Genomic DNA, 12832 nt, shown 5'->3' with positions numbered 1-12832 from the left:
CCGCCGACGATGGCGACCCCGTTGTCACGCACCGTCGACGAGCTTCAGGGCCCTCCCTCTCGGCGTCGTCCCCATCAGCGCACGCTATGGGCGCCGCTGGTGGGGACGACTCGGAAAGTGGAAGGGGGCGGGGGCGGGGATGGGGCGGGGATGGAGCGGAGAGCGGGGGTCAGTCGGTCTCGGCCATGCCCCGGCGGAGCAGGCGGCCGCGCGGGGTCGTGAAGTCGATCTCCGCGCCGTGCAGGTACGTCTTGCGCACCCGGCCGGCGACCGCCTTGCCGTTGTAGGGCGTGAGCGGGTTCTTGTGATGCAGCTTGGTCACGTCCACGACGTAGGCGTCATCGGCTGCGAAGATCGAGAAGTCCGCGTCGTAGCCGGGGGCGATCCGGCCCTTGCCGGTGAGTCCGGCGAACTGCGCCGGCTTCTCGCTCATCCACGACACCACGCTCTCCAGGGACAGGCCGCGCTGGCGCGCCTCGGTCCAGACGAGCGACAGGCCGAGCTGCAGCGACGCGACGCCGCCCCATGCCACGGCGAAGTCGCCGTTCTCCAGGTCCTTGAGGTCGAGCGTCGAGGGCGAATGGTCCGAGACGATGAAGTCGATCGTGCCGTCCTCCAGCCCCTGCCAGAGCAGCTCGCGATTGCCGGCCTCGCGGATCGGCGGGCAGCACTTGAACGCGGTCGCGCCGAGGGGGATCTCCTCCGCCGTGAGCGTGAGGTAGTGCGGGCAGGTCTCGACCGTGAGCCGGATGCCGTCGTGCTTGGCGGAGCGCAGCATCGGCAGCGCATCCGAGGAGGACAGGTGCAGGATGTGCGCACGGGCGCCGGTCCAGCGGGCGCGCTCGATGACCTCGGCGATCGCGAGGTTCTCCGCACCACGGGGTCGCGAGGCGAGGAACTTGGCGTAGTCGTCGCCATCTGGTTTGGGGGCGCGGTCGATCGCGCGGGAGTCCTCAGCGTGCACGATCATGACCGAGTCGAACGTCACGAGCTCGCGCATGTCCTCCTCGAGCTGATCGGGATCCAGCGGCGGGAACTCGTCGACGCCGCTGTGCAGCAGGAAGCACTTGAACCCGAACGCGCCCGCGTCGTGCAGGCCGCGCAGCTTGTCGACGTTGCCCGGCACGGCGCCGCCCCAGAAGCCCACGTCGACATGCACCTGGTCACGGGCGACGTCGCGCTTGATGTCCAGCGCCTCCACGTCGATCGTCGGGGGGATGCTGTTCAGGGGCATGTCGAGGATCGTGGTCACGCCACCGGCCGCGGCTGCCTTGGTGGCCGAGGAGAAGCCCTCCCACTCGGTGCGGCCCGGCTCGTTGACGTGCACGTGCGTGTCGACGAGTCCGGGGATCAGGGTCTCGTCCTCGGCGAGCTCGATGATCTCGTCCGCCTGAAGGCCGTTGCCGAGCGGCTCCATCGCGATGATGACGCCGGCGCGGACTCCGACCTCACGGGGACGGATCCCCGAGCTGGTGAGGACCCGCTCGCCGCGGATCACCAGATCGTAGTGCGAACCTGCGGGGTCGTACTGATCCTGCGACATGTCGTGCGGATCCTTTCCTCCGGCGGGCGCCGGTCGTGCTTCGTTGGATTTCATTGTGCTCCGGATCCGACGGGGCGGATCCGTACCTGTCCCGGCGTCAGCGCGAGGGCACGAGCTCGCCCGCTTCGGCGCCGATACGGCGGCCGACCTCGGTGAGCAGGGCGACCGCCTCGGCCATGCTCCGGACCGGATCCGGCTCCAGCTCGCTGAGCGCGTAGACGCGCGCGAACCCGGCCGCCTGCGCGGCCTCCTGGCTCAGTGTGGAGCGTCCGCACACGGCGATGACGGGAATGCCCGCCGCGCGCGCTGCCGCGGCGACGCCGAGCGGAGTCTTGCCACCCAGGCTCTGGTCGTCGAGGCTGCCCTCGCCGGTGATGACGAGATCGGCCTTGGCGTCGCCGGTGCCGAGCGCCTCGGCGAGCCCGGTGAGACGCTGCACGACCTCGACGCCGGGTTCGCGCCTGGCGCCGAGAGCGGCGAGCGCGGCATAGCCCACCCCTCCGGCGCCGCCCGCTCCGGGCAGCTCGGTGGCCGCGCGGATGCCCGGCTGCTGTTCGAGCAGCGCGGCGTAGCGGGCCAGCGCGGGGTCGAGCACGCCCACGTCCTCGGGGCTCGCGCCCTTCTGCGGGCCGAACACGGCGGGCGCGCCCCGCTCCCCGAGGAGCGGGTTGTCGACGTCGCTCGCGAGCACGATCTCGGTGGCGGCCAGGCGCGGATCCAGGTTCGACACATCTGCCACGGCGACGCGGCTCAGCGCGCCGCCGCCCCCCGGCAGCTCGTCGCCCTCCGCGTCGCGCAGCGAGACGCCGAGCGCCTGCAGCATGCCAGCGCCGCCGTCGGTGTTGGCGCTGCCGCCGATGCCGAGCACGATGCTGGTCGCCCCACGGTCGAGGGCCGCGGCGATGAGCTCTCCGGTCCCGCGGCTCGTGGCGCCGAGCGCATCCTTGACCCCTCCGGGAAGCAGATCGAGTCCGCTCGCCGCGGCCATCTCGATGATGGCCTGCCCGCCTCGCACGCCGAAGCGCGCTTCGACGGGCAGACCCGTGGGCCCTGTCACCGTCGCGGTGACCGCCTCGAAACCGGCGGCGAGCGCGGCGTCGACCGTGCCCTCCCCGCCGTCCGCGACGGGGACCGCGTCGATGGCGATCCCCGGCGCGACAGCCAGGATCCCCTCCGCGAGTGCGGCGGCGACCGCGGGTCCCGTGGCGGAGCCCTTGAACTTGTCCGAGGCGATCAGGATGCGCATGGTGTGAATGCTACGGGCCGGGAGCGTCGCGGCTCAGTCGAGCAGCGCGTAGATCGCCTCGGGGGCGTCGGCCGGCGACGTCGCGAGGTCCTCGAACTCGTTCATGGTGTCCAGATCCGCGCCCATCGCGATGTTGGTCACGCGCTCGAGGATGACCTCGACGACCACGGGCACCTGGAACTCGTCGCGCAGGCGCTGCGCCTCGGCGAAGCCCGCGGCGAGATCCTCGGGACGCTCGACGCGAAGCGCCTTGGCGCCCAGCCCCTCGGCCACCTTGACGTGGTCCACGCCGTAGCCCGTCGCGATGCTGGACGAGTCCTGCGGGGTGTTCACGTTGTCGAACGCGAGCGACACCTCGTAGTCCATCTCGAAGCCGCGCTGCGACTGGCGGATCAGGCCCAGGTAGCTGTTGTTCACCACGACGTGGATGTAGGGCAGCTTGTGCTGCGCGCCCACGGCGAGCTCCTCGATCATGAACTGGAAGTCGTAGTCGCCGGAGAGCGCGACGACCTGCTCGCCCGGCTTGCCGCGCACGACGCCGAGGGCGGCAGGGCCGGTCCAGCCCAGGGGCCCCGCCTGGCCGGCGTTGATCCACTTGCGCGGACCGTACACGTGCAGCAGCTGTGCACCGGCGATCTGCGACAGGCCGATCGTGGTGACGAAGGTGGTGTCCCGGTCGAACGCGGAGAGCATCTCCTGGTAGACGCGGTGCGGCTTCATCGGCACGTCGTCGAAGTTCGTCTTGCGCTGCAGGCGCGCCTTGCGATCACGGCACTCCGCGGCCCAGCTGTTGTAGTCGGGCAGCTCGGCGACGCGCTCGCGTGCCGCCTCCAGCAGGGCGTCGATGAACGCCGCCGCGTCCGAGACCACGCCGTAGTCGGGCGCGAAGACTCGACCGATCTGGGTGGGCTCGATGTCGACGTGGACGAAGGTGCGACCCTTGCGGTACGTGTCCAGTCCGCCGGTGTGGCGGTTGGCCCAGCGGTTGCCGATGCCCAGCACGAAGTCGCTCTCCAGGAAGCTCGCGTTTCCGTAGCGCTGCGAGGTCTGGATCCCGACCAGGCCGGCGGCCAGCGGGTGGTCGTCGGGAAGCGCGCCCCAGCCCATCAGGGTCGGGAACACGGGCACGCCGAGGGTCTCGGCGAGCTCGACGAGCTTGGCGGAGGCGCCGGAGTTCACGATGCCGCCACCGGCGATGATCGCCGGGTGCTTCGAGGCGAAGAGCAGGTCGAGCACCTTCTCGGCCTGCGCACGGGTCGCGACCGGCTTCGCCACGGGCAGGGGCTCGTAGGTGTCGATGTCGAACTCGATCTCGGTCATCTGCACGTCGAACGGCAGGTCGATCAGCACCGGTCCCTGACGGCCCGACCGCATGATCTGGAACGCGCTCTGGAAGACGCCGGGCACCTGCGCGCCCTCGAGGACGGTCTTGGCGAACTTCGTGACCGGCTTCGCGATCGAGGCGATGTCGACGGCCTGGAAGTCCTCCTTGTCGAGCTTCGCGACCGGCGCCTGACCGGTGATGCACAGCATCGGGATGGAGTCGGCGATCGCGGCGTAGAGGCCCGTGATCATGTCGGTGCCGGCGGGGCCAGAGGTGCCGAGGCACACGCCGATGCGGCCGTCGCCGGTGCGGCTGTAGCCGTCGGCCATGTGACTCGCGCCCTCGACGTGGCGGGCGAGGGTGTGCCGGATGCCGCCGTGGGCGCGCATCGCGGAATAGAGGGGGTTGATGGCGGCGCCGGGGAGGCCGAACGCCTCATCCGCGCCTTCCTTGATCAGGATCTGGACGATCGCGTCGACTGCACGCATGCGGGTCATGGGAGTTTCCTTTGGCTTGAGGGGGGTCGCGCCCTTCGTCTCGTCGCTTCGCTCCTCGCTCAGGGACCGGAGAAGGTCGGTTCCTGAGCGAGCGAAGCGAGACGAAGGACGCTGCGACCCCGAGAAGGGAGAGTGATCAGTCGCGACCGGAGAGCTCGGTGGTGAGCTTGAACAGGCCGGAGTGGTCGAGGCCTCCGTCGCCGCGGGCGACGAGGGCGTTCACGAGCTGCGCGACGGCCGAGCCGAGCGGGACGGTGACCCCGACCGAGCGTGCAGCCGAGGTGACGATGCCCAGATCCTTGTTGTGGAGGGTGAGGCGGAAGCCGGGCGCGAAGTCGCGGTTCAGCATCTTCTGGCCCTTCTGGTCGAGGACCTTGGATCCGGCGAGTCCTCCGCCGAGGACCCTCAGCGCCGCGTCGGTGTCGACGCCGAACGCTTCGAGGAACGTGACGGCCTCGGCGAGCGCCTGGATGTTGACGGCCACGATGAGCTGGTTGGCCGCCTTGACCGTCTGGCCGGCGCCCGCGGGACCGACGTGCACGATGGTCTTGCCGATCGCGTTCAGCACCGGCTCTGCCGCGGCGAAGTCCTCCGCGGATCCGCCGACCATGATCGAGAGGGCCGCGTCGATCGCGCCCTGCTCGCCGCCCGAGACCGGGGCGTCGACGACGCCGAGCCCCGCGGCGACGGCCTCTTCGGCGAGCTCCTTGGCAACGTCCGGACGGATCGAGGAGTTGTCGATCCAGAGTGCTCCGGCTTTGGCGTGTGCGAAGACCCCGTCCGGGCCCTGCACGACGCCCACGACGTCCGGGGAATCCGGAACCATCGTGATGACGACATCGGCGTCCCGGACGGCGTCGGCGATCCCGGTGGCCCCGGCGCCTCCGGCGGCGACGAGCTTGTCGATCGCCTCCTGGCTGCGGTTGTAGCCGACGACGTCGTAGCCGGCGTTGACGAGGTTCTTCGCCATGGGCAGGCCCATGATGCCGAGGCCGATGAATGCGATGCGGGTCATGTCTTCGCTCCTTCGCGGGAAAGTCTGGTGAGGTCAGGCCTGGGCGGCCGCGGTGGTGGTGGTCCAGGCGAACGGATCCGCCTGGGTGGCCTTGTACTCGAGGCCGATGACGCCGGTGTAACCGCCGGCCTGCGCGTCGGAGATCCACTGGCCGAGCGGCAGCTCCCCCGTGCCGGGCTCGCCGCGGCCCGGGGCGTCGGCGATCTGGATGTGGCCGAACTCCGCTGCGTGGTCCGCGATCACGGCCGGCACGTCGTCGCCGTTGACGGCGAGGTGGTAGAAGTCGGCGAGGAGGCGGACGTTGTCCACGCCCTCCTCGTCCTTCACCCGCGCGATGATCGCGAGCGCGTCGGCCGCGGTCTTCAGCGGGTAGGCCGGGGTGCCGCTGACCGGCTCGAGCAGCACGACGCCGCCGAGCGCGGCGACCGCGCGTGCGGCCGCGGCGAGGTTCTTCACGGCCAGGTCGTCCTGCGCCTTCTCGTCGACGCCCTCGAGGCGGTTGCCGTAGAGCGCGTTGAACGCTTTGGTGCCGAGACGGCGACCGATCTCGACCACGACGTCGATGTTGCCCGCGAACTCGTCCTCACGGCCGACCCACGACACGAGGCCCCGGTCGCCGCCCGGCATGTCGCCGGCGAAGAAGTTCAGACCGGTCAGCTGCACGCCCGCATCCTGGATCGCGGCGACGAAGGCGTCGACCTCGTCCTGCGCGGGCACGGCGACGGAGAACGGCCACCAGTACTCCACGGCGTCGAAGCCGGCGGCCTTCGCGGCGGCCGGGCGCTCCAGAATCGGCAGCTCGGTCAGAAGGATCGAGGCGTTGACGGTGTAGCTCATGAGATCGTCCTTGATTTCGGATTGTGGAAGATATTTACCTTGTAGTGAAAGAGTACGACGGTTCGGCACGCCCTGTCAACGGGTCGCCCCTGTCGGCGAGACCCCGTCAACTTCCATAATATGGATAAACAATCTTTGATTGCGGAATTTGCACCCGCGCGGATACAGTGGCAGAACGCCTCGGGAGAGAGGCGTCCAGACTCAACTCGATGACGAGCAAGAGAGGTCTTCCAACATGTCATCCGCCGCTTCCCCGGATCCGTCCGGTTCCGCCCTCGAGAACGCATCCGCGATCCCCCGAACAGGGCTCATCGTCCCCCGTGCCGGGAAGGTCGGCTGGGTGCGCTGGTCGATCGGTTTCCTGCTGTTCTTCGCGGTGCTGATCAACTACATCGACCGCAGTTCGATGTCGGTCGCCGAAGGTCACATGCGCCAGGAATTCGGCATGACCGAAGGCCAGATCGGCATCATCCTCGGCAGCTTCGGCTGGTCCTACGCGCTCATGCAGATCCCGATGGGCATGCTGCTGGACAAGATCGGCATCAAGTGGGTGATGCGGTTCGCGACGTTCCTCTGGGCCATCTCCTGCTTCCTCACGGCCATGATCAGCGGCATGGGTCTGCTGCTCATCGCCCGGCTGATCCTGGGTTTCGCAGAGGCACCGATCTTCCCCGGCGCGATGAAGGTGACCAGCTACTGGTTCCCACGCACCGAACGCGGTATGGCCACCGTGATCTTCGACAGCGGTCAGCGCCTGTCCAACGTGATCGGCTTCCCGCTCGTCGGCGCCGCCGTCGCCTTCTTCGGATGGCGCGGGGCGTTCATCACGATCGGGGTCCTCAGCCTCATCTACATGGTCGTGTTCTTCTTCCGTTACCGCGACCCGAAGGAGATGAACCGCAGGGGCAAGCTCAGCGATGCCGAGCTGGACCACATCCTCGACGGAGGTGCGCAGCACGAGGATGCCCCGAAACCGAACCCGCTCGCCAACCTCGGCTACATCCTGCGCCAGCGAAAGGTGTGGGGCATGTCCCTGGGCCTCGGCTGCGCAGGCTACGTGCAGTGGATGCTGCTCACCTGGCTGCCAGGATTCCTGCAGGCCGAGATGCACATGGACGTCGCCAAGTCCGGCCTGGTCACCGCGATCCCCTGGCTGTTCGCCGTCATCGTGCAGTACCTGCTGCCCGGGTTCTGGCTGGATCGTCTGATCAGGAACGGGAAATCCAGCACCCTCGTCCGGAGGGCGTTCATCATCGGTGGCATGCTGCTCGCGATCACGATCGTCGGGACCGCGTTCACGCATGACATCGTCTGGTCGCTCATCTGGATCACACTGGGAACGACCGGCATCACCATCGCCTTCAGCGTGACCAACTCCCTCCCCGCGCTGATCGCGCCGGAGGGAGCAGTGGGAGCGACCGGAGCCGTCATGAACACGGTGAACAATCTCATCGGCACGACCGCACCGATCGTCACCGGATTCATCGTCCAGTTCACCGGCAGCTTCGCCTGGGCATTCATCGTCGCCGGCATCATGCTGGTGATCGGCATCTTCTTCTTCACCGTGGTGCTCGGCCGGATCGAGCCGATCCCGACCGCCGAGGAGCGCGCACTCGCCAAGGAAGCCGGCGTGAACGCCTGACTTTCGCTCTGTCTCCCGAACGGGGCTCGCCGATCCGGCGGGCCCCGTTCGTTGTGCACGAGATCCGGATCCCCTCGCCAGAACGCGGGATCGGAAAGCGACTCCGCGAAGGACGGGACGCAGGACGCCGCCCACCCCGAAGGGTGAGCGGCGTCCGAAACGGGGGTCAGGTCGTCAGGTCAGCCTGATCTGACGGTTCATGTCCTTGTACAGCAGGTAGCGGAAGTCCTCCGGGCCGCCGGCGTAGCAGGCCTGCGGGCAGAAGGCGCGCAGCAGCATGTAGTCGCCGGCCTCGCACTCGACCCAGTCGTCGTTGAGGCGGTAGACGGCCTTGCCCTGCAGCACGAACAGGCCGTGCTCCATGATGTGCGTCTCGGCGAACGGGATGGATCCTCCCGGCTTGAAGGTGACGATGTTCACCTGCATGTCGTGCGCCATGTCGCTGGCGTCGGAGAAACGCGTGGTCGCCCACACGTCGCCGGTGTCCGGCATCGAGACGGGCTCGATGTCGTTGTCGCTCGTGACGAACGACGCGGGCGCATCGATGCCCTCGAGGTACTCGTAGGCCTTGCGGATCCAGTGGAAGCTGGTGAGCTCGGATCCCTCGTTCTCCAGCGACCACTGCGCGTTCGGCGTGATGAACGCGTAGCCGCCGGCCTCGAGCACGTGCCGCTCCCCCTCGAGCGTGAGGGTGAGCGCGCCGGTCGTGACGAACAGCACGCTCTCGACACCCGCCTCGACCTCGGGCTTGGCGGCGCCGCCGCCGGGCGCGATCTCGACGATCAGCTGCGAGAACGTCTGCGCCGAGCTCGGCGTCGGCCGGGCGAGGATCCAGGCGCGGGTGTCCGTGAAGCCGGGGAGGGTCGAGGTGACGATGTCGCGCAGCACGCCCTTCGGGATGAACGAGTATGCGAGCTTGACGACCGCGCGGTCGGTGAGCAGAGCGGACTGCGGGGGCAGGCCGCCGGCCGGGGTGTAATACGTGCGGGTGCTCAAGAGACGGCCTCCTTGGCGTCGAGTTTCGGGTGGGCGAGACGGACGAGTTCCGCAGGCTCCGATCCGGTCGCCGCGCGGACCTCCTGCGCCTCGAGCGCGCCGCACTCGAGGCCCCGCACGACGAAGCGCGCCAGAGCCCTGGCCGTCGCCGGCTCGTCCATGATCGTGGCGTCGCTGCCGTGCAGGTAGTTGTCCAGGCGCCGGGCGGCCGCGGCGAAGCCCTCGCGGTAGAACGCGTAGGTCGCGAGGTACCGGGTGGGCAGCTGCGCGGCGTGCAGGTCCCAGCCCTGGTAGTAGCCGCGCTCGAGCGAGCGCCGCACCAGGCGGGCGTGCAGCTTCCAGGCCTCGAGGACGTGGTCCGGATCCCCGACGGGGATCACGTTGGTGGAGCCGTCCGAGATCCGCACACCGGTCTCGGCGACGGCCACCTGCATGACCTGCTTGGCGAAGTCTGCCGCCGGGTGCTCCATGGACTGGTACGCGGCCGCGATCTGCAGCGAGGCGCTGTAGTCGTAGGTGCCGTAGTGCAGCGCGGACACACGGCCGTCGGCGCGGTGCAGGAGCGTCGCGACCGGGACGGATCCGTCGGCCGCGACGATGAGCTGCGGCGTCTCCATCTGCACCTCGAAGCGCAGCCGACCCGCGGGCAGCCCGAGGCGCTCCTCGAAGCGCTCGCAGAGCGAGACCATCGCCTCGACCTGCTCGACCGTGGTGACCTTGGGGAGCGTCAGCACGAGGCCGTCCGGCAGCGGGACGTGTGCGACGAGCGTCGACAGGAACAGATCGAGCGTGCGGATCCCGCGCCGGCGCGTTGGCGCCTCGAAGCACTTGAACCTGATCCCGATGAAGGGCGGCGCGACGCCGGCGGCGACGGCCGCGGCGAGCCGCTCGGCGGCGAGCACCGCATCCGCGTCCTCCTCCTCATCGGGACGGGCGCCATAGCCGTCTTCGAAATCCAGGCGAAGGTCTTCGATGGGCTCGGCGACGAGCTTCGCGTCCACGAGAGGCGCGAGCTCTGCGGCGAGGGCGCCGAGGCCGACCGCCTGGGCGAGTGCCACGGTGCCGCCGAACTCCGCGACCGCAGCGGCGGCGGCCTGCCCGGACAGTGCCGGGAGGTCGGGCCGGAACCGGTCGGCGGGCACGTACAGGGTGTGCACCGGCTGACGGGATCCGTCATCGCCCGGATACTCGGTCGACAGCAGCGTGTCGGTGCCCGCGAGACGGGCGTCGATGTCGGCGAGGTCGGCCTCGCCCAGGGTGCCTGCGGCCATCCGGCTCACTCCTTCGAGGACTCGACGACGCGCACGATCGCCTCGGCGACGGCGCCGGCCACGAGCGGGTCGAACACGCTCGGGATGATGAAGCTCGCATTGAGCTCGTCATCGCCGACGCGCTCCGCGATCGCCTGCGCGGCTGCGACCAGCATAGGCGGCGTGATGTCCGACACGCCCGCGTCGAGGAGGCCCCGGAAGAAGCCGGGGAACGCGAGCACGTTGTTGATCTGGTTCGGGAAGTCGCTGCGCCCTGTGGCGACGACGGCCGCGTGCTTGGACGCGACGATCGGATCGACCTCCGGGGTCGGGTTGGCCATCGCGAACACGATCGCGTCGTCGGCCATGGCGGCGATGTCGTTCTCGTCGAGCACGTGCGGGGCGCTCACGCCGATGAACACGTCGGCGCCGACGATCGCCTCCTTGAGGGTGCCGGAGAAGTCCCGCGGGTTGGTCGTTGCGGCGAGCTCCGTGCGGTGCGCGTCGGTGTACTGGTCGCCGCGATGGATCGCCCCGTTGCGACCGCACGCGACGATGTCGACGGCGCCCTGGGCGAGCAGCAGCTGCACGATCGCGTTGCCGGCGGCGCCGACGCCCGAGACGACGATCCGCACCTCGCCGATCGTCTTGCCGACGACCTTGAGCGCGTTGCGGAGAGCCGCGAGCGTGACGATCGCGGTGCCGTGCTGGTCGTCGTGGAAGACCGGGATGTCGAGCTCTTCGCGCAGGCGCGCCTCGATCTCGAAGCAGCGCGGGGCCGCGATGTCCTCGAGGTTCACACCGCCGTAGACCGGGGCGATCGCCTTGACGATGGAGATGATCTCCTCGGTGTCCTTGGTGTCCAGGCAGACCGGCCAGGCATCGACGTTCGCGAACTGCTTGAACAGCGCGGCCTTGCCCTCCATGACCGGGAGCGCGGCCTCCGGGCCGATGTCGCCGAGGCCGAGCACCGCGGTGCCGTCCGTGACGACCGCGATCGTGTTGCGCTTGATGGTGAGGTTGCGGGCCTTGCTCTTGTCCTCGGCGATGGCCATGCAGACGCGGGCGACGCCGGGCGTGTAGGCGCGGGACAGGTCATCGCGATTGCGCAGCGGCACGCTGGGCACGACCTCGAGCTTGCCGCCCAGGTGCATGAGGAAGGTGCGGTCGCTGACCTGGCGCACCGTGACGCCGTCGAGCGCCTCGACCCCCGCTCTGACCTCATCGGCGTGCTCCTCGCCCGTGGTGTTGCAGGTCAGGTCGACGACGATGGTCGTCGGGTGCGACTCGACGACGTCGAGGGCGGTCACGACGGCGCCGGCAGCGGCCGCTGCCGCGGCGAGCTCGCTCGTGACGGTGAAGTTGGACGGCGCGTCGATGCGCAGCGTGATCGAATTTCCGGGACCCGGGTTCGCCATGATTCCTCCTCATCGAGGCGTCCCAGGCGAAGGCCTCGGGCGCTGATTGCAGTGATGAACTCTCAATAAGTTTCGTATAGTGGACACTATTATCTCTATTGTGGAAGTTTTGCGCAAGGCGGGACGCAAATCCTCTGGGATTTCCGGCGCGGCACTCTCGCATGATGGAATTACCGCAAGGACGGGAGCTGACATGGCGGAGAATCCGAGCACGACAGGCACGAAGGCCTCTGAGCCGAAACCCGGCAGGAGCGCGGGATCCGGCGTTCAGTCGGTCGAGCGGGTGTTCGAGCTGCTCGAGCTCGTGACCGACGCCGGCGGTGATGTCACACTCAGCGAGCTGTCCGCGTCGACGAATCTTCCGCTGCCGACGATCCACCGACTGCTGCGCACGCTCGTCTCACTGGGCTACGCACGCCAGCTGCCGAACCGCCGGTATGCGCTCGGCCCGCGGCTGATCCGCATCGGCGAAGGCGCGTCCCGTCAGTTCGGAGCGCTCGCCCGTCCGCAGCTGAAGACGCTCGTCGACGCCCTCGGCGAGAGCGCCAACATGGCCGTGCTCGATGGCGACATGGTGGTCTACGTCGCGCAGGTGCCCTCACAGCACTCCATGCGCATGTTCACCGAGGTCGGCCGCCGGGCCAACGTGCACGACACCGGCGTCGGCAAGGCGATCCTCGCCCAGCTCAGCGACGACACCGTGCGCGGGATCGTCGGCCGCACCGGCATGAGCACCCCGACCTCGTTCAGCATCGGCACCGTCGACGCGCTGCTCACGGAGCTCGACGTCATCCGCGAGCGCGGCTACTCGATCGACGAGCAGGAGCAGGAGATCGGCGTGCGCTGCTACGCGATGGCCGTGCCCGGCGCCCCCACGCCGACGGCGGTCTCGGTGTCCGGCCCGATCGCGCGCGTCACCGAGGAGTTCGGCCAGCGCGCCGTGCCACTGCTCCGCGAGGCCGCCGGCGCGATCGCCGCCGACCTCGAGGCGTAAGCCGGGGCGCGGCCGCCCTCGGGGCTCCGCCGGCCCTCAACTCTGCAGGACGGATGCAGTTCTGCAGGAC

Annotated in this window: 10 protein-coding genes; 2 read left to right on the top strand and 8 right to left on the bottom strand. The window is 69.3% G+C overall.

Annotated features, from left to right (window positions below):
* Positions 1-169 precede the first annotated feature (169 nt).
* The 5 genes from allB to AC1DG4_RS02570 form a co-directional block, all read right to left on the bottom strand.
* Entirely contained in the window at positions 170-1543 is a 1374-nt protein-coding gene (gene allB, locus AC1DG4_RS02590) for an allantoinase AllB (protein ID WP_477375503.1), read from the bottom strand.
* 97 nt (positions 1544-1640) lie between these two features.
* Positions 1641-2789 carry a glycerate kinase gene (locus AC1DG4_RS02585; protein ID WP_477375502.1) on the bottom strand — a complete coding sequence of 383 codons (1149 nt, stop codon included), beginning with the start codon at positions 2787-2789 and terminating at the stop codon, positions 1641-1643.
* A 33-nt stretch (positions 2790-2822) separates the two neighbouring features.
* Positions 2823-4610 carry a glyoxylate carboligase gene (gcl, locus tag AC1DG4_RS02580; protein ID WP_477375501.1) on the bottom strand — a complete coding sequence of 596 codons (1788 nt, stop codon included), beginning with the start codon at positions 4608-4610 and terminating at the stop codon, positions 2823-2825.
* Between the two features lie 136 nt (positions 4611-4746).
* Complete coding sequence (locus AC1DG4_RS02575) at positions 4747-5625, bottom strand: 2-hydroxy-3-oxopropionate reductase (RefSeq protein WP_477375499.1); 879 nt, start codon at positions 5623-5625, stop codon at positions 4747-4749.
* A gap of 33 nt (positions 5626-5658) precedes the next feature.
* On the bottom strand, positions 5659-6462 hold the full coding sequence (locus AC1DG4_RS02570; RefSeq protein ID WP_477375497.1) for a hydroxypyruvate isomerase family protein: 804 nt from the start codon (positions 6460-6462) through the stop codon (positions 5659-5661).
* A gap of 235 nt (positions 6463-6697) precedes the next feature.
* On the opposite strand from AC1DG4_RS02570, the gene AC1DG4_RS02565 reads away from it, so the two are divergent.
* Positions 6698-8104 (top strand): MFS transporter, encoded by a 1407-nt coding sequence (locus AC1DG4_RS02565; protein WP_477375495.1) that lies wholly within the window; start codon positions 6698-6700, stop codon positions 8102-8104.
* A gap of 174 nt (positions 8105-8278) precedes the next feature.
* Here AC1DG4_RS02565 and AC1DG4_RS02560 read toward each other — a convergent pair whose 3' ends face one another.
* The 3 genes from AC1DG4_RS02560 to AC1DG4_RS02550 are packed head-to-tail and all read right to left on the bottom strand — an operon-like array spanning position 8279 to position 11768.
* Positions 8279-9100, bottom strand: a complete 822-nt coding sequence (locus AC1DG4_RS02560) for a bifunctional allantoicase/(S)-ureidoglycine aminohydrolase (RefSeq protein WP_477375493.1) — start codon at positions 9098-9100, stop codon at positions 8279-8281.
* Positions 9097-10371 (bottom strand): DUF6986 family protein, encoded by a 1275-nt coding sequence (locus tag AC1DG4_RS02555; RefSeq protein ID WP_477375491.1) that lies wholly within the window; start codon positions 10369-10371, stop codon positions 9097-9099. Before AC1DG4_RS02555 ends, AC1DG4_RS02560 begins: the two co-directional genes overlap by 4 nt.
* A 5-nt stretch (positions 10372-10376) precedes the next feature.
* Positions 10377-11768 (bottom strand): NAD-dependent malic enzyme, encoded by a 1392-nt coding sequence (locus AC1DG4_RS02550; protein WP_477375489.1) that lies wholly within the window; start codon positions 11766-11768, stop codon positions 10377-10379.
* A gap of 193 nt (positions 11769-11961) precedes the next feature.
* Between AC1DG4_RS02550 and AC1DG4_RS02545 the strand changes: the two genes are divergently transcribed.
* Complete coding sequence (locus tag AC1DG4_RS02545; protein WP_477375487.1) at positions 11962-12762, top strand: IclR family transcriptional regulator; 801 nt, start codon at positions 11962-11964, stop codon at positions 12760-12762.
* Positions 12763-12832 lie beyond the last annotated feature (70 nt).

The organism is Microbacterium sp. 05N427, from assembly GCF_056397105.1.
Note: the sequence above shows the minus strand (reverse complement) of the source record. Positions and strands in the feature narration are given on the sequence as shown.